Annotated in this window: 22 protein-coding genes; 7 read left to right on the top strand and 15 right to left on the bottom strand. The window is 63.8% G+C overall.

Annotated elements, in window-relative coordinates:
* Positions 1 to 87: 87 nt before the first annotated feature.
* A complete protein-coding gene (locus ABIE18_RS18685; RefSeq protein WP_499724177.1) occupies positions 88 to 1500 on the bottom strand; it encodes an aldehyde dehydrogenase family protein in 1413 nt (470 codons plus the stop codon).
* 162 nt (positions 1501 to 1662) lie between these two features.
* Between ABIE18_RS18685 and ABIE18_RS18680 the strand changes: the two genes are divergently transcribed.
* Entirely contained in the window at positions 1663 to 2313 is a 651-nt protein-coding gene (locus tag ABIE18_RS18680; protein WP_499724097.1) for a LysE family translocator, read from the top strand.
* 12 nt (positions 2314 to 2325) lie between these two features.
* Here the strand turns inward: ABIE18_RS18680 and ABIE18_RS18675 are convergent, their stop codons facing one another.
* Entirely contained in the window at positions 2326 to 2916 is a 591-nt protein-coding gene (locus ABIE18_RS18675; protein WP_499724096.1) for a TetR/AcrR family transcriptional regulator, read from the bottom strand.
* A 57-nt stretch (positions 2917 to 2973) separates the two neighbouring features.
* Positions 2974 to 3762, bottom strand: a complete 789-nt coding sequence (locus tag ABIE18_RS18670) for a GlxA family transcriptional regulator (RefSeq protein ID WP_499724095.1) — start codon at positions 3760 to 3762, stop codon at positions 2974 to 2976.
* 87 nt (positions 3763 to 3849) lie between these two features.
* Between ABIE18_RS18670 and ABIE18_RS18665 the strand changes: the two genes are divergently transcribed.
* From ABIE18_RS18665 to ABIE18_RS18645, 5 genes are all read left to right on the top strand, one after another.
* Positions 3850 to 4482, top strand: a complete 633-nt coding sequence (locus ABIE18_RS18665) for an isochorismatase family protein (protein WP_499724094.1) — start codon at positions 3850 to 3852, stop codon at positions 4480 to 4482.
* Between the two features lie 107 nt (positions 4483 to 4589).
* A complete protein-coding gene (locus ABIE18_RS18660; RefSeq protein WP_499724093.1) occupies positions 4590 to 6581 on the top strand; it encodes a primary-amine oxidase in 1992 nt (663 codons plus the stop codon).
* A 13-nt stretch (positions 6582 to 6594) separates the two neighbouring features.
* Positions 6595 to 7038 carry a hypothetical protein gene (locus ABIE18_RS18655; protein ID WP_499724092.1) on the top strand — a complete coding sequence of 148 codons (444 nt, stop codon included), beginning with the start codon at positions 6595 to 6597 and terminating at the stop codon, positions 7036 to 7038.
* Positions 7039 to 7211: 173 nt separating this feature from the next.
* A complete protein-coding gene (locus tag ABIE18_RS18650; protein WP_499724091.1) occupies positions 7212 to 8516 on the top strand; it encodes an APC family permease in 1305 nt (434 codons plus the stop codon).
* Positions 8491 to 9303, top strand: a complete 813-nt coding sequence (locus ABIE18_RS18645; protein ID WP_477518564.1) for a hypothetical protein — start codon at positions 8491 to 8493, stop codon at positions 9301 to 9303. Before ABIE18_RS18650 ends, ABIE18_RS18645 begins: the two co-directional genes overlap by 26 nt.
* A gap of 94 nt (positions 9304 to 9397) precedes the next feature.
* Here the strand turns inward: ABIE18_RS18645 and ABIE18_RS18640 are convergent, their stop codons facing one another.
* Positions 9398 to 10291, bottom strand: coding sequence for a sigma-70 family RNA polymerase sigma factor (locus ABIE18_RS18640; RefSeq protein WP_499724090.1), 894 nt, complete (start codon positions 10289 to 10291; stop codon positions 9398 to 9400).
* 17 nt (positions 10292 to 10308) lie between these two features.
* Positions 10309 to 10767, bottom strand: coding sequence for a carboxymuconolactone decarboxylase family protein (locus ABIE18_RS18635; RefSeq protein ID WP_499724089.1), 459 nt, complete (start codon positions 10765 to 10767; stop codon positions 10309 to 10311).
* Between the two features lie 92 nt (positions 10768 to 10859).
* Here ABIE18_RS18635 and ABIE18_RS18630 point away from each other — a divergent pair, with 92 nt between their 5' ends.
* Positions 10860 to 11897 carry a zinc-dependent alcohol dehydrogenase family protein gene (locus ABIE18_RS18630; protein WP_499724088.1) on the top strand — a complete coding sequence of 346 codons (1038 nt, stop codon included), beginning with the start codon at positions 10860 to 10862 and terminating at the stop codon, positions 11895 to 11897.
* Between the two features lie 25 nt (positions 11898 to 11922).
* Here ABIE18_RS18630 and ABIE18_RS18625 read toward each other — a convergent pair whose 3' ends face one another.
* The 10 genes from ABIE18_RS18625 to ABIE18_RS18580 all read right to left on the bottom strand — a co-directional run.
* Positions 11923 to 13149 (bottom strand): pyridoxal phosphate-dependent aminotransferase, encoded by a 1227-nt coding sequence (locus ABIE18_RS18625; RefSeq protein ID WP_499724176.1) that lies wholly within the window; start codon positions 13147 to 13149, stop codon positions 11923 to 11925.
* Positions 13150 to 13201: 52 nt separating this feature from the next.
* Positions 13202 to 14131, bottom strand: a complete 930-nt coding sequence (locus ABIE18_RS18620; protein WP_499724087.1) for a PASTA domain-containing protein — start codon at positions 14129 to 14131, stop codon at positions 13202 to 13204.
* 54 nt (positions 14132 to 14185) lie between these two features.
* Positions 14186 to 14662 (bottom strand): hypothetical protein, encoded by a 477-nt coding sequence (locus ABIE18_RS18615; RefSeq protein ID WP_499724086.1) that lies wholly within the window; start codon positions 14660 to 14662, stop codon positions 14186 to 14188.
* A gap of 6 nt (positions 14663 to 14668) precedes the next feature.
* Entirely contained in the window at positions 14669 to 15238 is a 570-nt protein-coding gene (locus ABIE18_RS18610; RefSeq protein WP_499724085.1) for a hypothetical protein, read from the bottom strand.
* On the bottom strand, positions 15231 to 17861 hold the full coding sequence (locus ABIE18_RS18605) for a baseplate J/gp47 family protein (protein ID WP_499724084.1): 2631 nt from the start codon (positions 17859 to 17861) through the stop codon (positions 15231 to 15233). Before ABIE18_RS18605 ends, ABIE18_RS18610 begins: the two co-directional genes overlap by 8 nt.
* Positions 17858 to 18292, bottom strand: a complete 435-nt coding sequence (locus tag ABIE18_RS18600) for a GPW/gp25 family protein (RefSeq protein ID WP_499724083.1) — start codon at positions 18290 to 18292, stop codon at positions 17858 to 17860. Before ABIE18_RS18600 ends, ABIE18_RS18605 begins: the two co-directional genes overlap by 4 nt.
* Before the next feature lie 13 nt (positions 18293 to 18305).
* The gene (locus ABIE18_RS18595; protein ID WP_499724082.1) at positions 18306 to 18644 is read right to left on the bottom strand and encodes a hypothetical protein; all 339 of its coding nucleotides are present in this window, start codon (positions 18642 to 18644) and stop codon (positions 18306 to 18308) included.
* Positions 18645 to 18647: 3 nt separating this feature from the next.
* The gene (locus ABIE18_RS18590; protein ID WP_499724081.1) at positions 18648 to 20168 is read right to left on the bottom strand and encodes a phage baseplate assembly protein V; all 1521 of its coding nucleotides are present in this window, start codon (positions 20166 to 20168) and stop codon (positions 18648 to 18650) included.
* A gap of 13 nt (positions 20169 to 20181) precedes the next feature.
* Entirely contained in the window at positions 20182 to 20940 is a 759-nt protein-coding gene (locus ABIE18_RS18585; RefSeq protein WP_499724080.1) for a CIS tube protein, read from the bottom strand.
* Position 20941: 1 nt separating this feature from the next.
* Positions 20942 to 21600, bottom strand: a 659-nt coding sequence (locus ABIE18_RS18580) for a hypothetical protein (protein WP_499724079.1), incomplete at its 5' end; no start/stop codon positions are given.

Below are 21600 nucleotides of genomic sequence, written 5' to 3'. Positions count from 1 at the left end.
GGGCAACCCAACTGAGTCGCAGCAGAGCACGTTCTGAAGGCTCAAAACGCGCTCTGCTGCGACTCAGTTGGGCCACGAAAGCGGAACCTAGCCGTTGATGATCTGTGGAACGCCGAGGGCCTTGAGGCCTTCCGCGCCGAACTCCAGGCCATAGCCGGACTGCTTTGCACCGCCGAAGGGGATGCGTGGATCCACTGCGCCGTGCTTGTTGATCCACACGGTTCCGGCTTGGATACGGGAGGCAACCTCGCGGGCGGCAGCCAGGTCGGAGGACCAGACTGAGGCGCCGAGTCCGACGTCGAGCGCGTTTGCTTTGGCGACGGCCTCGTCAACGGTGCTGTACCGGATGATCGGCAGGGCGGGGCCGAACTGTTCCTCTGCCACCAGCGGGTTGTCGTTGTCGATGTCGGCTACCAGCGTGGTGGGGTAGAAGTTGCCAGGCTGATCGTCGTCGGGGTTGCCACCGAGCAGGATGCGGGCACCGGATGCGCGGGCAGCCTCCACCAGACGGGCCACGATGTCGTATTGCTGCCGGTTCTGCAGCGGGCCCAGGACGTTGTTCTCGTCCAAGCCGTTGCCCATCGGCATAGCAGCAGCAACGGCGGCCAGTTCCGTACACACTGCCTCGTACAGCGAGTCGTGGACGTAGAGGCGCTTCAGCGCGGCACAGGTCTGGCCAGTGTTGATGAAGGCACCCCAGAACAGGCCCTCGGCGATGGCCTTGGGGTCGGCATCCGGGAGGACGATGCCGGCGTCGTTGCCGCCAAGTTCCAGCGTGAGGCGCTTGACCGTATCAGCCGACGAGCGGATGATCGCCTTGCCTGTGGCGGTGGAACCGGTGAACATGACCTTGCCGATTGCCTCGTGCGCTGCCAGGGCCTCGCCGACGTCGCGGCCACCGGACACCACCGAAAGCAGGCCCTCGGGCAGTTCCTGATTGATGATTGCGGCCAACGCCAGCACGGACAGCGGAGTGTATTCGGAGGGCTTGACCACCACGGCGTTGCCCATGCGCAGGGCCGGCGCGATCTGCCAGACGGTGATCATCATGGGCCAGTTCCAGGGGCCGATGGCACCCACGACGCCGATGGGCCGGTAGTGCAGTTCGGCGCGGGTTTCGCCGTCGTCCACCACGGTTTCAGGGTCCAGCGGCGTGGCGGCAGTTGCGCGGAGCCATGCGGCGCAAGCGCCGACTTCGAAGCGGGCGTTCGGGCCATTGAGCGGCTTGCCCTGCTCGCGAGAGAGCAATTGGGCGAGCTCTTCAGCAGAGCGTTCGACGGCGTCGGCGGCCTTCATGAGCGCAGCGGACCGCGCGTCGTGGCCCAAGGCAGCCCAGGCCGGCTGTGCAGCTGCGGCAGCTGCTACAGCGGCGTCAAGATCTTCAACGGTGTGTACGGGGGCTTCACCGACAGCCTCACCCGTTGCAGGGTCAAGAATCGTGCGGCTGTTCTGGCCGGTGGCCGGGGTGATCGAGGCCAGCAGGGCGTCGTAAGTCTCCATTGGTACTCCGCTCGGGTAGTAAGTCTTGGCGGCCGTTGAGGCGCGCGGCGATGATTCCAGTGTGGTTGGCGTCATGCTGAGTCGCCTTGTCTATGCACGAACAGCCCTTGACGGGAAGCGAACGCTTTCCCTCGGCCCCTTTCGTACCGGATAATTTGGCGGGTGACTCTTGCATCCCTCGCCGCCTTCGCCGGTCTCTGCCTGGTCCTCTCCGTAACCCCGGGCCCGGATACGTTCCTGGTCCTGCGTATTGCCCTGAACCGGCCCAGCGCCGGGATCGCTGCGGCGGCTGGATCCGCAGGTGCCGCGATTGTGTGGGCTGCCTTGGTGGGTATCGGATTGGCCGCGCTGTTGGAACAATCGGCGGAGCTCTTCCGGTGGCTGAAGATCGCGGGCGGCTTGTACTTGCTGTACCTCGGCGTTTCTTCGTTCATCAAGTCCCGTAAAGCAGCCAAGGCAGCCAAGGAATCCGTTGGGGGAGCAGGCTCGGAGGCACCCCTGCCGTACAGCCGGCTCGCGGCGCTGGGCGCAGGAGCGCTCTCCACCCTGCTCAACCCGAAGGTCGGCCTGTTCTACCTGGCCGTGGTCCCACAGTTCATCCCGCATGGCGGCGACACTATGGGCACGTCACTCATCCTGGGCATCGTGGTTGCCGTCATTGCCTTTGCCTACCTCTCGATGATCGCAGTGGTGGCCTTCAGGGCGATGCGGTGGCTCAAGCGCCCCAAGGTGAGTACCGCCGTCGAGCGTGTCAGCAGCGGGGTTATCGCGGGACTGGGCGTCGGCGTGGTGGCGTCGGGCGCCACCAGCTAGCCCGCCCAGCAGTTAGGCAGCCAGCAACCTCAGATAGTTGTCCAGTTGCCCTTCAAGGTCCTGGGCAAAGTGCTCTGCGGGGGACAGTGCTGCCACGATCTGGGCACCCAGCATCATGTTCAGCAGATGATCGGCGACGGCGGCGTCCCCGATGGGGGCGGCAATCTCGCAGGCCGCGCGGGCTGCTGCCGCATGTGCCGTGATGGTGTTGTGCCACTGGTTCATGGACTCGCTGTGCAGTGCCGCCATCTCGGCGTCGTTGAGTGCCTTCTGCCAAAACGGGATCACGATGCGGGCTTCGTTGACCCGTTCCTCGTCCAGCGGCAGGACTTCGGCGCAGAAGGCGCGCAGGGCGGCGATGCCGGTCAAACCCGAGGTCACGGCGGCTATGCGCTGGTTGGTGCGGTTGAAAACGTGCCCGAAAGCTGACGTCAGCAGCAGATCCTTGGTGGGAAAGTAGGGCTTGAGGGCGCCATTGGCAAAGCCGGCTTCTTCGGCAATTTCCCGCATGGTGGCGCCTTCAATGCCCAGCCTTGCAATGATCCGCCAGGTTGCGTCCACCAGTTCGAGGCGTCGTTGATCGTGGTCCACAATCTTTGGCACTTTACGGGGCTCCCGGAGAAATATATGGCAGACAGGTCTTGGGTCTCATCTTACGTTTCAGGCGGGCGCTGACTGAGCGTCAAAGGTGCGTCTGTATTCCGTGGGTGTGATGGCAAAGGCGGTTGCGAAGTTCTGCCGGAGCGTCACAGGGCTGCCAAATCCGCAGTCAGCCGCAATCTGATCTACGGACAAGTCTGTGGTTTCCAGTAATCGGCGGGCGGCATCGAGTCGTCGTGTGCGTATCCATGCCGAAGGTGTCGTCCCTGTTGAGGCACGGAAAGTGCGGACGAATGTTCGGCGGCTCATGTGTGCCTGGGCTGCGAGGCGATCGATGCTGAGGTCCTCGCTCAGCCGACCCATGGCCCACTCCAGCAGGCGCGCCATTGGTTCATCCGAGGAGCGTGGTGGAAGGGGATGCTCAATGTACTGCGCCTGTCCGCCCTCACGGTGTGGGGCGATGACCAGGCTGCGTGCGATGCGGTTCGCTGCCTCCGCTCCCAGACGGGCCCGAACCAGGTGCAGGCAAGCATCCAGTCCGGATGCTGTCCCCGCGGAAGTCAGCACGTCTCCGTGATCGATGTAGAGCACTCTTTGATCGAGGAATACATCGGGGTGCCGGTTGGCCAGAGCGTCGAAGGCCTGCCAATGTGTGACGGCAGAACGTCCGTTCAAGAGGCCGGCATCGGCGACGGGAATAGTGCCAAGGCAAAGCCCCAGGATAGTTACGCCGCGCCCGTGAGCCTGTTGAAGGATCTTGCGTAGAGTCTCGCTGGTTTCGCGTCCGTCCGCGAACCACGACGGCACCACCATAACGTCTGCCTGCTCTGTTCCATCGTAGATGGGCATTTGTGCCACTGGTGGTTACCGGCTGGGGCGCCAATGATGGAAGAGCCGTCAATTGGCGAGCAACCAGCCGCTATTTGGGAGAAAAGTATGAGCACACCCCGCCGGGCCCTTGTCCTTGTCGATGTCCAGCAGCAGTACTTCAGCGGACCCCTTGAGATCCAGTACCCGAAGCACCAGGAATCACTTCCGATGATCGTGAAGGCCATCGATGCAGCGGCCGCCGCAGGGATCGCCATCGCGGCGATACAGCACAGCGAAGGAGAAAGCGCGCCGGTCTTCGCACCTGGAACGCCTGAATTTGATCTCCATCCCGATGTCGAAGCGCGCAGGACTGCTTCATGGAAAGAGGTCATCAAGCAGTACGGCTCTGTTTACGCTGGCACGGACCTCGCTGGCTGGCTGCGCGAGCACGACGTCGATACCGTCACCTTGGTGGGTTACATGACCAACAACTGCATCCTTGCCTCGGCCGTTGAAGCGGAGTTCCTTGGCTTCACCACTGAAGTCCTCTCAGATGCCACTGGCGCCATCAACCTCTTCAATGAAGCAGGTGCGGCGGACGCCAGGACCGTGCACACCACGCTTATGGCGCTGTTGAACTCCAACTGGGCCGCTGTTGCCTCCACGGATGAATGGGCGGATGCACTCCAAGCCGGGCGGGCACTGGAAAAGAGTGATCTGGGCACTTCGGCAACGGCGGGGACCGCTGCAATTTCTTAGAAACAATATGTGGACCAGGCCTTGTGACTGAGCTAACATGTCAGTTATTCTCTACACCTATAGAAAATAAATCCTGACCCATCACAGGTCCCGGACAAGAGGCAGCCATGACGCCCACAGCAACCCAGACAGCAACTGACGCAGCCGCCGTTGAGGAAACCCAGTATCGACTGGCCACAGGCGCTGAAATCTCCGAGGTGCAGCGCCTCCTTCAGGCTGCCGGACATCTTGGCCACGAGCAGCGGATCGCCTACCTGGGCCTTGTGGATCCGTCCCGGGGGCAAGCAGAAGAGGACCGCCGCTTCCGTGTTTTCATCCACGACATCTCAGGCGGAGCTCCTACCGACGTCCTGGTGTCCGTGACCCAAGGCCAGATCCTGTCCGCAACAGAACTGGACACCAAAGTCTCCGGGGAACTTCCCGTGCTGGAGGAAGAGTTCGAGGTTGTTGAGACGCTGCTTGCCACGGATGAACGGTGGCTCGCCGCCCTGGCAGCGCGGGACCTGGAGGTGGCCAAGGTGCGGGTCGCTCCGCTGTCCGCCGGCGTGTTTGAGTACGACGACGAGAGGGGCCGCCGCATCCTCCGTGGCCTGGCATTCGTGCAGGATTTCCCTGAGGACAGCGCATGGGCGCACCCGGTGGATGGGCTGGTGGCGTATGTGGATGTGGTCAACAAGGAAGTCACCCAGGTGATTGATCTCGGTGTCATGCCGATTCCGGAAGAGCACGGAAACTACACCGATCCCCAACTCACAGGCCCGCTCCGGACCACCCAAAAGCCCATCAGCATTACCCAACCCGAAGGCCCGAGTTTCACCGTTACCGGCGGCAATCATGTGGAGTGGGAAAAGTGGAGCGTGGACGTCGGCTTTGATGTGCGCGAAGGAGTTGTCCTCCACAACCTTGCCTTCAAGGACGGAGACCGCCTTCGGCCCATCATCAATCGCGCCTCCATCGCCGAAATGGTTGTGCCCTACGGTGATCCCTCGCCTATCCGCTCTTGGCAGAACTACTTCGACACCGGCGAATACCTCGTGGGCCAGTACGCCAACTCCCTGGAACTCGGTTGCGATTGCCTTGGTGACATCACCTACCTCAGCCCTGTCATCAGCGACGCCTTCGGCAACCCCCGGGAAATCCGCAACGGCATCTGCATGCACGAGGAAGACTGGGGCATCCTCTCCAAGCACTCGGACCTCTGGACCGGGATCAACTACACCCGCCGCAACCGTCGCCTGGTGATCTCCTTCTTCACTACCATCGGCAACTACGATTACGGCTTCTACTGGTACCTCTACCTGGACGGAACCATCGAGTTTGAAGCCAAGGCCACCGGCATCGTGTTCACCAGCGCCTTCCCCGAGGGCGGCTCGGACAACATCTCGCAGTTGGCTCCAGGGCTCGGCGCGCCGTTCCACCAGCACCTCTTCAGCGCGCGCCTTGACATGGCTGTTGACGGTTTCACCAACCGCGTGGAGGAAGAGGACGTAGTCCGTCAAACCATGGGTGCAGGCAATGAGCGCGGCAACGCCTTCTCCCGCAAGCGGACGCTCCTTACCAAGGAGTCTGAAGCCGTCCGGGAAGCCGATGCGCGTGCAGGAAGGACCTGGATCATCTCCAACCCCGAGTCCCGGAACCGTTTGGGCGAGCCGGTTGGCTACAAGCTCCACGCAGAAAACCAGCCAACACTGCTGGCCGATCCAGGTTCCTCCATCGCCAGGCGTGCCGCATTCGCCACGAAGGACCTCTGGGTCACGCGTTACTCCGACGAGGAACGCTACCCCACCGGTGACTTCGTGAACCAGCACTCCGGCGGAGCAGGCTTGCCAGCCTACGTGGCCCAGGACCGCGACATCGACGGCCAGGACATCGTTCTCTGGCACACCTTCGGCCTCACACACTTCCCCCGCGTGGAGGACTGGCCCATCATGCCCGTGGACACGGTGGGCTTCAAGCTGCGCCCCGAGGGCTTCTTCGATCGCAGCCCTGTGCTGGATGTGCCCGCCAACTCAACGGGTTCGAGCTGCCACAGCTCCGCCACCGCCGCTGCGGATGAACACGGCGATGTGTCCGGCTCAGATCACGGGCATTGCCACTAAGCGGTACTTGGAAATGACCACGATGACGCGACGGGTCCGGTCAACCGGGCCCGTCCTCCATCCCCGGATCTGCGCAGTCCTCACGGCTGTTTCGTGCCTGGTCCACCTTTGGGTCGCGGCCTGGGGACAGCACGGAGCGTGGCTCGGCGTCCTCATGATTGCTGTGGCGGCAATCTGCGTCCCGTGCAGCTTTCACATCTGGCGCCACAGCCGCGTCGGGGCTCTTCACCAAGTGACGGTTTCCGCTGTGGCAATGATTGCCCTTCATTCCGTCTTGCTGCTGGGAGCGGGAGGTGCCGGACACGCGCATGGTGGGGGGCCGGCGTCGAGGGTTGCAGATACCACCGGCGCTGCCGGGCTGTTGCTGGTGATCGGACTGGAAATCACGACGGCGCTACTCGCCGCTACCTTGGTGGCACGGCTGCGGCGTCGGGTACACATGGCCGCTGTTTCCTGAGCCTGTTTGGCGTCAGCCAAGCGGATAATCAGCCCTTTTGGGTTGCACAGCGCCCGGCCAAAATCCAAAGAAGGTCAGGAAGCACGAGCCCAACAAGAATTCGGCAGGATATTGCCTCGAGCAGGCAGTTTTCCCGCTTGTTGCCACGGTCCCGAACACTGTTCAGTAGAGGGGTGAGTAGAGCTGTCAGTAATTCGGGTAATTCAGGCCTTGGATTGTTCAGGGCCACGGGAATTTATGTAGGTGCGATTCTGGGCTCAGGTGTGCTGGTTCTGCCGGCCATCGCCGCCCAAGTTGCTGGACCGGCGTCGTTATTAGCGTGGGCGTTGCTGTTGGTCTTCTGCACCCCGGTGGCGTTCAGTTTTGCTGAAATGTCCAGGCAGCAGCCCGACGCCGGCGGGATCGCCACGTTCGTGACCCGCGCTTTCGGGCAGCGGGCGTCAATCGTGGCCGGCTACCTCTTCTACTTCGCCATCCCATTCGGGGCGCCCGCCACCGCGGTGATCGGCGGGGAGTACATCGCGCATGCCATGGGCGGTGGGCGGGAGACGGCCCTGATAGCAGCGGCACTGATCCTGGCGGCAGGTTTCCTGAGCAACGCGGTAGGGATCCGCGTCTCGAGCAAACTCCAACTCCTCCTCATGGTCCTACTCGTGGCGTTGCTTGCGCTCGCCGTAGCCGTTGCGGGGCCCTACGCCAAGGCAGAAAACTTCGTGCCCTTCGCGCCGAACGGCTACTGGGCAGTGGGCGGTGCAGCGAGCCTCCTCTTCTTCTGTTTCGCCGGCTGGGAGGCAGTGACGCATCTGGCCGGCGAGTTCCGGCACCCCGAACGCGACCTGAAGCGGGCCACCTGGCTGACGCTCGTCGTCGTCGGTGTTGTCTACATCGGTTTGGTGGCGGCGTGCGTCGCCGTCCTCGGTCCCGGACTCGCAGGCAGCAGCGTCCCGGTGGCCGAACTGCTGGCGAAAGGACTGGGACCGGCGGCGGCTCCCGTGACGGCTGTGGCGGCAGCCGTGTTGACGTTCGGGCCACTGACTACGTTCGTGGCCGGGGCCAGCAAGCTGGGTGCCAGGTTGGCGTCCGACGGCGTGCTGCCGCGGCCCTTGGCACGTGGCGTGGGTGCAGGGGAGGTGCCTTCCGTGAGCCTGGCGGCACTCGCTGTCATGACGTCGCTTTCCTTTGCCCTCGCAGCTGTGGGGTTCCTCAGCATGGAATTCCAGATCGGCGCCGCCTCGGCATGCTTCACGGCTGTGACCGCCTTTGGATTGGCGGCGGGCGTACTCCTGTTGCACCGGGGAACCGCGGCCTGGTACGGCGTGATCGTGGCCGCCGTCGTGATGCTTGTGGTCCTGCTCTTCAGCGGCTGGGCGCTGCTGGTGCCGGCCGTGCTGGGTGCTGCGGCATTGTTGGTGGGGCGCTTGTATTTGAAACCCCCGGTGCCACAATTGAGCCATGGCCGCAGCGTGGTCAATTCGTGAGGGGTTCCGCAGCGGGCCTGACCCGGATGCCCTGCGCCGTCCCTTCTTCATCGCGGCCGTCGTTGTCTTTGCCCTGGTAGTCCTGGCCGAGGTGGGTATGTCGCTCCTGCTGGGGCAGACCGCAGTCGACCCCGTCTCCGCAAGCGATGCCAACAACCTGGGCGTACCACTGGATGTCTTCCTCAAGACCCAGCGGGCCGACGCCGAACCGCCAGGCGCGGGCATTGGATTCCTCGCGTTCCTGGACGGCTTGCTGCTGTTCACGGTGGTGATGCTGGGGCTCAGCCTGATCATCGATCTTCGAACATATGGCCGGATCCAGGGCCTCACGACGTTCATCGTGACGCTGCTGTGGGTTATCGCGGCGTTCCTGACGGCAATGTTGGCTTTGGCGAAGCTGTTCCTGATGATCGGGTTGTTCGTGGCCACCCCGTTTGGAACTATTGCGTACCTGGCGCTGTGGGGGAGCTTTCCGAAAGGGCAGGCAGCGGCAATCCTGGGTTTGCTGCTGGTGCTGAAAATCGTGTTCGCGGTGTTGCTGATTCTCAGCCAGCCCAAGTTCCTCAAAGTCACGGGGCTGGTGGTGCTGCTGGTGGTGTCCGTGCTGCTTCAGGTGATCCTGGGGCTGATCCACGGGTTTCTGCCCGGACCGCTGGTGTCCATTGGCGATCAGTTCTGGGCGTTGATCACTGTGGTGGTGGCGCTCGTGTGGGCGCTGATCATGCTGATTGCCTCGATTCCCGCCATCATCAACGCCCTTCGCGTGAGCGGTTCGGCGGGGGACTAGCCTTGCCACCAGTCCGGTGACTTCGCGGGAATCCTGCCAATTCGCATGGAAGTTTCCCCGCGAACGAGCAGCTTTCCCGCTACTTCGAGCCAACTCACAGCGAAACCCGCGTCAGCTTGTCCGGATTCGAGATCTGCCGCAACCCGCGGATGGTGCCGTCAGGGTCACCGTCGAGCACCAAGACGTCGGCGCGGCCCGAGTGCCGGAGTACCAGCGCTGATTCCCCGTTCACAGCGATGAGCTCGGCAGTGACGGGCTGTACGGGATCGAAAACCAGCGCTTTGCCGAGGATGCCCGCGAAGAACCGCCCGATCCGCTCCGCCCCGAACACCGGGTTCATGGCGCTCTTGACCTTGCCGCCGCCGTCGGCCCACAGCACTGCGTCCCGATCGAGCATCGCCACTACCGTGTCAATGTCGCCGTGCTCGATGGCGCGTACCAGCTTCTCCAAGGCCGCGCGATCCTTGGTCCTGGGAGCGGGAGCGTCGGGGTCGATGTCCAAGCGGCGCTCGGCTCTGGAGATCATTTGGCGTACGGCAGTGGGGGTCTTTTCCAGGATGTCCGCGATTTCCGGCGCGGACATCCCAAAAGCGCGGTGGAGCACCAGTGCGGCCCGCGCCTCCGGAGCCAGTTGCTCAGCCAGGTGAAGCAAGGTCAAGGACAGGAGCTCGCGGTTGGCCACGGTTTCCTCCGGAAGCCTGGAGGTGTCTACCGGCTCAGGCAGCCAAGGGCCGGTGTAGTCCTCGCGCACAGCGGCGAGTTGGCGCACCCGGTCAACCGAGCGCCGCACGCACACTGTGGTTAGCCACGCGGGCCAGGATTCCACGCTGTGGCCATCGGCCTTGCGTTCCTGCCGGACGGCATCGATGGCAACCTCGGAGACGACGTCCTCGGCATGGCCGAAATCTCCCAACATCCGGTAGGCGATTCCCAGCAAACGATTCCGTTCGCTCTGCCACGCGGCTGTGGCCGATACCGCAAGACTCATGCCCTCCACGCTACCCCTCAGACGATCGGGTTTTTCTCATCCACCGGCGGCTCCATCTGCGTGCTCACGGCAATCCTGTTCCACACGTTGATCGTGGAGATGGCCAGGACCAGGCCTCCCATTTGGCTGTCGTCGAAATGGGTGGCGGCCGCATTCCAGATCTCGTCAGTAACGGTGTCCGGCCCCAGCTGGGTTATGGCATCAGTCAAGGCCAGCACAGCCTGCTCGCGGGCATCGAAGAACACCTTGGAGTGCTGCCAGGCTGCCACCGCGTGCAGTTTCCGCTCCGGGATGCCGCGCTTCCTGCCGTCCGTGGCATGCATGTCCACGCAGAAGCCGCAGCCGTTCAAGATGGAGGCGCGGAGCTTGATGAGTTCGTACAAGTCGGGATCAACCGACTTGCGGGCGTAGCCTTCCAGCCCGATGACAGCGGCGTAGCCGAGCTTGTTGCTGTGGCCGATATTGATGCGGGTCATGCTGTTTCCCTTCAAAGATGGTTCGTTACATGAGGAATGTCGGAAGCGGCGCCGGAAGTGTGACAGGGGCGGCTAATTGTTAGAGTCAGTCGATGCGCGCAGTAGTTTTTGATGAGGTCCGGACCCAGCCCGACGTTCGGGAGGTCACCAAACCCGAGGCTCCTGCTGGGGGTGTGGTGGTGAAGGTTCTGGCCACCGGCATGTGCCGCAGCGACTGGCACGCCTGGGCCGGCCACGATGACATAGCGATGCCCCACGTTCCAGGCCACGAGCTCGCCGGTGTCATCGACTCTGTCGGGGAAGGTGTCCAGCGCTGGAAGGTCGGCGACCGCGTCACCGTCCCCTTCGTTTGTGGGTGCGGTAAGTGCGAATGGTGCCTTGCCGGGGACGCGCAGGTGTGCCCCGACCAGGAGCAGCCCGGCTTCACCCACTGGGGATCGTTCGCCGAATACGTAGCCCTGCACGCTGCCGACAGCAACCTGGTTGCCATACCGGAAAGCATTGAATTTACGACGGCGGCAAGCCTCGGCTGCCGCTTCGCCACGGCATACCGGGCCCTGGCAGCCCGTGCCCAGGTGAAGGCCGGCGAATGGGTGACAGTTGTGGGCGCGGGAGGGGTGGGCCTCAGCGCTGTGATGATTGCCAAGGCCATGGGAGCCAAGGTCATTGCCGTGGATCGGAACCCGGAGGCCTTGGCCGTGGCTGCACGTTTGGGCGCCGACCACACCGTGCTTGCTGACGGTGCGGACATCCCCGCCGCGGTCAACGTCCTCTCCGGCGGAGGCAGCCACGTTGCGGTAGACGCCGTCGGAAGTGAACAAACCTGCGCAGACGCAATCCTCAGCCTTCGCAGGCGGGGCCGGCACGTCCAGATCGGCCTGTTGCCCTCCATTGACGGCAACCCGCAGGTGCCGATGGCCCGCGTGATCGGCTGGGAACTGGATGTCCTGGGCAGCCACGGCATGGCCGCGATGGACTATCCCGGAATGATGGCGCTCATCGAACAAGGCTTGCTGCAGCCACAGCTGCTGATTGAACGCACCATCGGCCTGGAAGAAGCAGCGTTATTGTTGCCCGGATTCGACAAGGCAGCCCCTGCAGGCATGACGATGATAGACCCGAACCGCTAGGCGCACCTGTTTAGTCCACGGGACACTAGTCCACCGGGCGGTTCCGGTACGCGGCGAGGAAGTGTTCGATCCGGCGCACGGCTTCCTCGATGTCCTCCACGGTCGGCAGGATCACGAAGCGGAAGTGGTCCGGGGTGGGCCAGTTGAAGGCCGTTCCGTGCGACACAAGGATCTTCTGTTCCTGCAGGAGCTGGAGGACGAACTTCTCGTCGCTCTCGATGGGGTAGATCTCAGGGTCCAACCGAGGGAACAGGTACATGGCGCCAGCTGCGGGGACGCACGAAACGCCAGGGATCGCCGTCAACAGCTTCCACGCCAGATCCCGTTGCTCACGAAGGCGCCCGCCGGGACGAATGAGTGCCTCGATGCTCTGGTATCCACCCAGGCAGGTCTGGATGGCGTGCTGGGCGGGAACGTTGGAGCACAACCGCAACGAGGCCAGCAGTTCCAAGGATTCCCGATAGGCAGCCGTTGCTGTCAATGGTCCAGTCACGGCAACCCAGCCTGCACGGTAGCCGGGCATGCGGTAAGCCTTGGAAAGCCCGCTGAACGTCAACACCGGGATGTCGTCCGCTACTGCGGCGGTATGAATGTGCGGGGCGTCGACGTAGCGGATCTTCTCGTAGATCTCATCGGAAAACAGAACGAGATCGTGCTTCCGCGCCAACGCCGCGAATTGCTCAAGGATGTGCCGGGGGTAGACGGCGCCCGTGGGATTGTTCGGGTTGATGATCACGATCCCCCGTGTGCGCGGCGTGATCTTCGCTTCGACGTCGGCCATGTCCGGCCACCAGTTCTCATCCTCGTCACAGAGGTAGTGCACGGCTTTGCCACCCGTGAGGGTCACAGCCGCGGTCCAGAGCGGGTAGTCGGGTGCCGGAATGAGGATCTCGTCACCGTTTTCCATGAACGCCTGCAGGGTCATGGAAATGAGTTCGCTGACGCCGTTGCCAATGAAGACATCCTCGACGCCGATCGTCATCAGTCCGCGCGTCTGGTAGTACTGCGAGATCGCGGTCCGGGCGGAGAAGATGCCCTTGGAATCGCTGTAGCCCTGGGCCCCGCGGATGTGGTGGATCATGTCCACCACCACTGACTCCGGCGCTTCCAGCCCGAACGGTGCCGTGTCCCCGAGGTTCATCTTGAGGATGCGGTGTCCCTCGGCTTCCATGGCCTTGGCAGCCTGGAGGATGGGACCACGGAGTTCGTAGCGGACATTCTGGAGTTTGCTGGAGTGCTGCATGGGACGCATGGTTGATCTTTTCATGGCAGCTGCCCAGGCAGGCAAACGTGTCCGAAAATAATCACGGGTTGAGCCGCACCTCGCAGAGTTGGGGGTTGCTCAGGCAGATGTTCACCGGATCAAGGATGATGCTGGACCTCAACTCAGTCCGAACCAAAACGAGTGCGTTGACGTTAACTTTGGTGCCGACGTCGGGATTGACGCCCACCACTACGCACCTCATCAGGGAGAGGGGAGGCGAGCTTTGGCAGGCGGAACCCTGGGTGAAGTCCAATTGCAGTTGTGCGGTCTGGAAGGCGTTGCGGGCCGTTTCAATCCGTGATCCCAGGACACTGGGAACGGTGGCCTTCACGGGCACTGCGATTTCCAGGTTGACCGTGCTGCCGCGCCCTACTTTCTCGCCGCCGGCGGGACTCTGGTTGACTACGGTTCCTTCGGGCGAGGCGCTTTCGATTTCCGTTGTGGCCGCTTTGAAACCGGCGTCCGTCACGATCTTGACCGCTTCAGCCTGCGGTTTGGTTTTCACGTCCGGAACGTTGGCGTCCTTGAACATGAAGTACAGGATCACGCCGATAACCGCCAGCAGCACCACGCCCCCGATGATCACCCACAACCATGGGAATCCCGGCTTGGGCTTCGGCTTTTCGGCCGCCCGAACAGTCAGTGTGACCACATGCGCCTGGTCCGCGTAGTCCTCGGGTGCGTCGTCGGCGGAGTAGGCGATCAACTTCACCGGGTAGCTGCCCGCGGAAGCCCCGTCGGTGTCGAAATTGACCACGTACTGTTCGGTCGTCCCGGCAGCGATGGTCCGCAACGGGTTGGGGATGGTGGTGTAAGTCTTCGACGGCGGATTGGTCACCTGCCCGGGGAACGCGCCGAGCACTACGCGCTCCGAAGTGGCGGAGCCGTTGGTGACGGACGCTGTCAGCGATCCCTTCCCTTCTTTAAGGACCACGTCCGGGGAGCTCAACGTCATGGTGATGGCAGTCATGGCACAACAACTCCTGGGATCGCGGTTTGTAGTTTCGGCGCACAGCAGCACATCTCAGCCTCCGGCTTCCTGAATCAGCAACACACAGGTCCCCAGGCCGGGACAGACGATTCCCAGCTGTCCGCCCGAGGTCCCGAAGGTCAGGTCCACGGTTTTCCCCGGGCCTGAATTCTGCTCAGCCCGCGTGCCCTGCACCAACAGCGAGACGGTGACCGCCTGCTGCGGTGCGAGCCTTGCCCGCTTGGTGGGAGGTCCGAAATAGAACAAACCCCCGCCGAATTCCTTCACATCGAACACGCACGCACCCGTAACCACCAGCTGGGTATCCGACGCCGAACACGAACCGCCCCGGGCAGACAGGTCTGCTGCAGTGAGTTTCGCGCCCGCGGCTGCGCCGGAGAATCCGCCCTGCCAGTCCCGTGCCGCATCGTTGTTCCCGTTGCCGCAACTGACGCCGAACACCAGCACTAACAGCGCGATCACCCCACAGGCAATCACCAAAAGAATGGGCGTTCGGTTCTCCTTGTTCATGCTTGATCACCGTTCATTTGCCTGCACCGTAACCTCATCCGTCACGTGCGCGGGCTTCATGCCTTTGACGATCCGGCGGATCAATTCCAGCTGCCCACCCGCCTCCGCAGGAACCAGCACCTTGATATGGAAGGCGCCGGGGACGGATTCGACGTCGAACCCGGGCACCCCCGTGGCCAGGTGCAGGAAGCGGGTGAGCCCGTCCACAGTGCCGCGGCGTGCAGAGAGCTGAGCCGCGGCTGAGATGAGGTCCCGTTGCCGCGATATGGGAATGGCGCCGGTCGCGGGAATACTGCCGGATCCTGTACCACCGTATTGAGCGCCGCCCTCCAGACCGGGAAGCGTCAACCAGTCCAGATCCACCCAGCGCGAGAGAAAAGGAATCAACGACGACGGCGCGCGGCCGGGATCGGGAACGGTATGGATGCGGTCCAAGAGCTGCCTGACGGGCCCATGCATATCCTCGGCCACAGCAAGAAGGGCCTGCAGGGGAGAGCTGGTATCGGCGGCCACCTGGAACACTTCCGGCAGGACCCTCAGCAGCTTGGACTCGGACGGCCCTGTGAACTCAGCCATTGCCATGGACCACCTCGATCCTGTGGTCGCCCGAGCAGAACAGCCAGGTATCGGGCAGCGTTACGACATCGTCCACGACGCGCCGGGTACAGCTTTCCCATTGAACGGCGTTGTCTGTGCTGCGATAAACGCCTTTGGGGCCGGCAGCCAGGACCAGGGGCTTGCCGTCAAGGATCGCGCCGGACACCGAACGGACAGGCTCGAACCGGGTGCGGTCCCTCAACGGCAGATTGCAGTTAACGTCCGGGACGCTCCACTGCGCAGACGCCTGGCCCAGCTGCAGCCGTAACACCCCGCCGCTCTGAGTAGCGGCGTAGGCAGCGTCACCCATCACGTGGACACTCCAGCAACTGCCCCCGGTCCAGCCAGTGCTGAACTCCTCCCAGGAATTCATGAAGGTTTCATCAAAATCCGTGCGGCCCAACTCGTCGATCTTCAGCCGCAGGCATCCCGTCCCAGTCCCTTCCGGCACTGCCCGGCCGAGCCACACATAGCTCGCACCGCCGTCGTACTGGATGGTCATGCAACGGATGTCCTCGCCGGAGGCCTTGACCTGCTTGAAGCTGTCGGCGGTACCGGCGTCGGGGGAGAGCCAGACGCCGGCCGAGGCCTCGGCGGCCACCACAACACCTGTCCTCCCGCGGACGTCCACCAAGGCGTCCACGGCGTAAAAACCACGATCCGGCTGAGACGTATCCACCACATTCTGTACGGGAATGGCACCTTGGCTCATCGGAAGTTCGTAGAGGCCACGCTCGCCTGCCAGCAACAACAACGGCTCACCCTGGCGGTCCACCCAACACAAATCGGCGACGACGAACCCCAGTTCGGCTGCTTTGCGCCACGATTCGCCGAGGTCCTCGCTGATATAAATACGGGAACCCGTGTCCGTCACCGTGCTCACGGCCACCATGCCCGGGTGGCGCTCCGGACCCACCCGGCCAGGTGCGGGGGAACGGAACGGGGCGATGGCGCGGACGGTTTCTGCCGCCTGGTTGCCGTCGGAAATATCTCCAAAATCCGCACAGGCTTCCCAGCCGTCGGCGGCGTTGGTGGTGCGGAACAGGGTGCCGCCCTGGGCCACGAACCATGTTTTGTCCTGACCTTCAGCCTGGACCAAGGACACGGCATCACTGTCCGGAACTTTGTCCACTTCCAGCCTGACCCGGTCCACATACTGAACGCCAGGCTCGGCCTCCTCCATGGCGCGATACAGATTGGAGACACGCAGTGGCTTCCCAAACCCGGATCCGTAACTGGACGAATCCGGGCTCAGCGGACTGACCGTTTCAGACAGGCGGCCCATGATCCTGGATTTCACGGCCTCGGCATCCTCATCGGGACGAACAACGATCCGCGCATCCACCAGCACCTGTTTGTAGAGGCCCCAGCGCACTACAGGCTCGGCGCCAACCGTGGACCGCCTGCGGAGATATTGTTCCACTTCAATCCGCACTTCGTCGCGTGCGTGTGACGTAAGGTCCCCTGCGCGTAATGGTTTGGCCGCGCCTGCCCTGCCGCCGGGAACGAACGGCACCAGCACAATTTCCACTTCCCCCGGCCGGGCAAACGCCCACAGATCCTTGCGGGTGAAAGCCCTCGCACGGCCCACACCGCCGTGCCGACGCGCCAGGACCTCGTAGTCCCGGACAGTAACTGCGCGGTCGCGGGCTTGAAAATCCTGGGGCGCCCGCCTGAGGGCGTTCTCCAAGGACTCGCCATCCCGGCCCCCGGTTGCCGGCTCCGGATTAGTGACCTTGGCTCCCGGAACAGGGGAACGCAGCACCGTGAGGTGACCCGCGCCGACGTTACCGCCCGAACCACCACCGCTGCGGTACCAGGCACGGACTTCGGCACCTGCGCCTGGTACCAATGACCCTTGCCCGGTTTCAGTCCGCGTCCTGGACTCTTCGTCCCACCACGCGAACATCGCGACGCCGGCACTTCGGTCGATCCGCACCGGCATCTCACCCGGCCTTGCATCGGCGAACGCCTCCACTTCCTTGCAGTACCGGAAAGGTTTTCCGTCTACCAGCACTGCCTCGCCACTGCTTAGCCGCGTCCCGGCCGGAACTTCGACGGCGATCGCCAGCCCTGCGCCCGAGACGATCGGCGCGTTCGGGATCACGAAGCTCTGGCCTGGTCTTCCGGTCCCGGTACCAATCGGTACGGCGTCGTACATGGTCACATCGGCTGCGGGGACCAGGACGCTGCTCATCCCGGGAGCCAAAGTGGCTGCCGCCGTCGTCGTAAATACCGGCTGGGGTGAACCGGGAACGCCCGGTGGGCAGCTGACCTGGGTGCCGCGGGGGATGCGGATCTCCTGGTCTGTTGTGCCTGTGGCGGATGTGCGGCTGAATTCCAGCATCGTTTCGGCGGTGCTCGGCGGGTACAGCGACGTGCCCAGAAGGTTCAAGTAGACGGCATAGAGCTTGTCCGGCACGCGGTTGAGCCGGTACATGAGCGTGTCCGTGAGGTAGGCGAAGGCCTCCACGATGGTGATGCCGGGATCGTGGACCGAGAGGTCCGTCCACTCAGGGGCGATTTGTTGGATGCGTTCGCGGGCGCTGGCCACGAGGTCCGCGAAGCTGCGATCGTCCAGATTGGGCACGGGGATACTCATACTGCACCTCCGGACTCCACGGGCAGGGCGATGGCGATCTCATCCTCAAGCTGGGTGGTGCGGACACGGTATTTCAGCCGGACCTCGAGAACTTCAGGATCCTCCGGCGAACGTGACGCATCCAGGGAAAGGACCGTGATGCGTCGTTCCCACTGTTCCACCGCGCGGGCCACATAGTGGATGGCGAGCCCGGCGGTGGTGTCGTCAGCCGGAGCGAAAGCCAAGCGGAACAAGTGGCAGCCGTACGTCGGGCGGTTGACGCGCTCGCCGGGCCTGGTGCTCAGCAGGAGGAGGAGGGCCTGACGGATGGAGGCCGCGTCCGTAACAGTCGCCAACCTGCCCGCCGGGGTGATGCGTAGACCGGGGACGCCCGCTGCGGCGTCGAAATCCGGATGGATGAAAGCAATCGATGTGTAGCGTGGCGCGCTCATGGGTGTCCCCTTTTCATGAACCCGACCCCACCAACGTTTGCCCGGGCCGCCGCACGTTGTACTTCACGGCGCCCGGGGGTGTGCCGTCGGTGAAACCCTCCACACTGTCCAGGCAGACGGCCTTGCCCCCGATTCTGACGAAAGTTGAATAGCCTTTGGTGACCGGCAACGTCTTATTGCACGGCTTGATGTTGACGCCGATGTTCGGGCACATGCTGATATCCCTGCCTTGGGGATCGTTGTCCACCAACACCGGCGACCCCTTGACACGGACCCACTCCTGCGAGGGGACGTTCTCCACTTTGCCGTCATGCCCACACCGCAGGATGGCCTCCTTGACCAGGATCCTCATGGCTTAGGCCTCCTCGAAGTCGACGGATTTCGCACGGATTTTCATGGCTTTGCCCGGGGCTTCCAGCACCAGGTCCGTGGCAGCGGTGATGCGGAGCTTGTCCGGCCCCAGCTCCACCGACGAGCCGTGACCGTCCGTGAAACTCACGGTGCGGGCACCGCCGTCGAGCACTATTTGTTGGCCGCCCGCACTGCGGAAGGTGTAACGGCTGTCCCGGGGAGTGTTGACGCGGTTGTCGGGCGTCTGTTCGCTGCCGTACAGGCCACCGAGGATGATGGCCTGGGCCGGATCCGTGGCGGGCAGAAGCACCAGGACGTGGTCGCCGGGAGCCGGCGGGGTGACCATCCCCTTGCCAGGACCTGCGGCTGCCGTGAGCACGGGAGCCCACGCGGTCTGGAGATCCGGATAGGCCGGTAGTTGCACACGGGCACGCCCCCGGGCCTCGGGGTCATCCACGTCCGTGATGATCCCGAGCGTGAAGACGTCCGGGCGTCGTTCCGGGACCGGGCTCGGTGGGCGGGTGGTAAGCGTGGTTTCGTAACCCGTGCCGTCCAAACGGTGAGAGGCGCTCGCGATCACGTACGTCCCTTCGATGGAGGGCGCCACCCCCTTGATCCGCACACGCCCACCCGCCCTGAGCCGAGGATTGCCCTCAGCCACAAACACCGCCGTGACCTGCCCGGCCATCCTGACGTCCAGCTCGGACTGCGCCAATCCATTCGCCTCCTGGGTGGACTCGAGCGCTTCGTTATCTCGCCGGAGTTCGCCGCCTGCACCCACGCTGGCCAATGCTGGGTCGGCTGTGACGTGGGCTTTGGCGTCGCTGCTGCTCGTTTCGGCCTGGTGGACTGAAGCGTCCTCCGCACGCCAGCCGTTGATGGTTGCGGACGCGTACGCCGGTTCCTGGCTGACCTCGATCTCTGCCGCATGAAGGGATGCCCCGAGGGTGAGCTCCAACGGTTCGCCTTCGCCGTCGAGTCGTGTGAGCCTGAGGGCTCCGTCATGGACCACGGGGTAGGCGCCCACGCGGGCACTCTGTTCAACCAGGAGGCTCAAGTCCGTGCGGGCGCACTGATAAACCAGCCCCAACTTCTCGCCGCCGCCCACAACGTCCAGCCCGGTGCCCTCGCAGAGTTTCCTTGCCAACGCAGCGAGATCGACGTCCTCGTGCAGCCTGGTGAATTGGCGCTTCCTCAGCCGGTGCAGGGCATCGTAGGCCCTGATGCGGATTTCCTGACCGAGGTTGGCTCCGTAGCTGTACTCAACCACAGTGACCTCACCCACGAAGAGCGGGGTCCGGTGGCCGCCGAGCTCAACCCTCAGGGCATCACCGGGCACGGGATCCACTCCACCCCTCGCCGCAGCAGTCCTGCCCGGACCGGGTCGCCAGCTGATCAGGCACTGGGCTGGCCTCGCGAGTGAAGTGAGGACCTGAACGGACACTATCGCCGCCGTTTCAGCCGTGCTTAGTCTGCGCCGCCCCAGCGTGACGATGAGTTCGGGGAGGCCTTGGACTTGCCTCATGGTCCTTCACGCCTCATGGTGCTTCACCAACTGGCGGGACCGCGAGTGGTCCGCGGAAGTGCGCGGGGTCGTCGATGTCGTTGTATTCCAGGAGCAGCTTCCAGAGCAGGGGTGTCCCGAAGGCTTGAACGGAAAGCCGCGCCAACTCAGCTGGCGGCACATCAGGAAGGAGCTCGCCGCCGTCGGGCATTGCTGCGTCCCTGTCCGTGCTGCCATCGCCCGTGACCGCCAGCGTGTCCACGGGTGGGGCCGTCAGATCCACGGCAGGGAGTCGCTGGGCGAGCTCGTAGTTCTCGCCGCCTTCCTCGTCGGCAGACTGGCCCACGCGAACAAAGACCATCCGCATCCAGGACCTGAGCGGTGAACCGTCCGGGGCGAAGCGGTCGAAACGCTCCGCCACCTCGGTCACGATTCCCGGCACATTCCACGCACGGCCCCACACAAACCGGACCGACGGCGGCCTCCGCTGACGCTCCACCTCCGCACTGTTCTCGGCGAGCGCCCAGATAGGCCGGGTCATTTGCCGCACATCCTGCACATGAAGCGACGCCGGCGCGAGGTCGACGTCGAAGAGCAGGTCCAGCCTCAGCTCGGTGTGGCCGCCTCCCGTGAAGAGCAGGGGGTCGTCCGCCAGTCCGCTGCCGCTGAGTTTGCCGCCGGCACTTCTCCGGGGCTCCACACCGGCCGAGCGCTGCATCACCACCGTTTCCGGGTTGAGCAGGCAGCCAAGGTGTTCCCCGGTGTCCTCGATCAGGAAGGCGACACGTTCCATGTCAGACCGCCAAGTGTTCGTCGGTGAGGCGGGCTTGGCGGGCGATAGCTTCGGTTAGCGGGGTGGTTGCTGAGCTTGCTTCGTTGGCGGTGGGGGTGGGCCGCGGAGCGAGCTCCGGCCAGTCTCCCTTGAGCGCTGGCGCGGGGGTATGCGTGTGTTGTGGGGCCTGCTCTGCGTCCCATTTTCGTCCGGAAGCACGCACATCGGGCCTCGCAACGAGGGGTGATTCAGGTGGATCCGTGCGAAGGCGCAGCATGGGGATGTGTTGTGGGGCCCGCTCTGCGTCCCATTTTCGTCCGGAAGCACGCACATCGGGCCTCGCAACGAGGGGTGTGGTGTGTTGTGGGGCCTGCTCTGCGTCCCATTTTGGCCCCGAAGCAGGCACATCGGGCCCCGCAACGAGGGGTGATTCAGGTCGATCCGTGCGGAGGCGCAGCAGGGGGGTGTGTCGTGGGGCCTGCTCTGCGTCCCATTTTGGTCCGGAATCGCGCACATCGGGCCTCGCAACGAGGGGCGTGTGTTGTGGGGTCTGCTCTGCGCCCCATGTTGGTGCGGAACCGCGCACATCGGGCCCCGCAACGTGGGTGGGGGTGTGTTGTGGGGCCTGCTTTGCGCCCCATTTTGGTCCGGAACCGCGCACATCGGGCCCCGCAACGAGGG

It is taken from the genome of Arthrobacter sp. 2762, assembly GCF_040548745.1.
Lineage (GTDB): Bacteria > Actinomycetota > Actinomycetes > Actinomycetales > Micrococcaceae > Arthrobacter.
This window is presented reverse-complemented; position numbering and strand designations above follow the sequence as displayed.

Bases quoted from the DNA above. Each gene is read 5' to 3' on its own strand.
- ABIE18_RS18685 (WP_499724177.1), bottom strand. From the start codon at position 1,500: ATGGAGACTTACGACGCCCTGCTGGCCTCGATCACCCCGGCCACCGGC.
- ABIE18_RS18670 (WP_499724095.1), bottom strand. From the start codon at position 3,762: ATGCCCATCTACGATGGAACAGAGCAGGCAGACGTTATGGTGGTGCCG.
- ABIE18_RS18665 (WP_499724094.1), top strand. From the start codon at position 3,850: ATGAGCACACCCCGCCGGGCCCTTGTCCTTGTCGATGTCCAGCAGCAG.
- ABIE18_RS18660 (WP_499724093.1), top strand. From the start codon at position 4,590: ATGACGCCCACAGCAACCCAGACAGCAACTGACGCAGCCGCCGTTGAG.
- ABIE18_RS18655 (WP_499724092.1), top strand. From the start codon at position 6,595: ATGACCACGATGACGCGACGGGTCCGGTCAACCGGGCCCGTCCTCCAT.
- ABIE18_RS18645 (WP_477518564.1), top strand. From the start codon at position 8,491: ATGGCCGCAGCGTGGTCAATTCGTGAGGGGTTCCGCAGCGGGCCTGAC.
- ABIE18_RS18640 (WP_499724090.1), bottom strand. From the start codon at position 10,291: ATGAGTCTTGCGGTATCGGCCACAGCCGCGTGGCAGAGCGAACGGAAT.
- ABIE18_RS18635 (WP_499724089.1), bottom strand. From the start codon at position 10,767: ATGACCCGCATCAATATCGGCCACAGCAACAAGCTCGGCTACGCCGCT.
- ABIE18_RS18630 (WP_499724088.1), top strand. From the start codon at position 10,860: ATGCGCGCAGTAGTTTTTGATGAGGTCCGGACCCAGCCCGACGTTCGG.
- ABIE18_RS18625 (WP_499724176.1), bottom strand. From the start codon at position 13,149: ATGCGTCCCATGCAGCACTCCAGCAAACTCCAGAATGTCCGCTACGAA.
- ABIE18_RS18620 (WP_499724087.1), bottom strand. From the start codon at position 14,131: ATGACTGCCATCACCATGACGTTGAGCTCCCCGGACGTGGTCCTTAAA.
- ABIE18_RS18615 (WP_499724086.1), bottom strand. From the start codon at position 14,662: ATGAACAAGGAGAACCGAACGCCCATTCTTTTGGTGATTGCCTGTGGG.
- ABIE18_RS18610 (WP_499724085.1), bottom strand. From the start codon at position 15,238: ATGGCTGAGTTCACAGGGCCGTCCGAGTCCAAGCTGCTGAGGGTCCTG.
- ABIE18_RS18605 (WP_499724084.1), bottom strand. From the start codon at position 17,861: ATGAGTATCCCCGTGCCCAATCTGGACGATCGCAGCTTCGCGGACCTC.
- ABIE18_RS18600 (WP_499724083.1), bottom strand. From the start codon at position 18,292: ATGAGCGCGCCACGCTACACATCGATTGCTTTCATCCATCCGGATTTC.
- ABIE18_RS18595 (WP_499724082.1), bottom strand. From the start codon at position 18,644: ATGAGGATCCTGGTCAAGGAGGCCATCCTGCGGTGTGGGCATGACGGC.
- ABIE18_RS18590 (WP_499724081.1), bottom strand. From the start codon at position 20,168: ATGAGGCAAGTCCAAGGCCTCCCCGAACTCATCGTCACGCTGGGGCGG.
- ABIE18_RS18585 (WP_499724080.1), bottom strand. From the start codon at position 20,940: ATGGAACGTGTCGCCTTCCTGATCGAGGACACCGGGGAACACCTTGGC.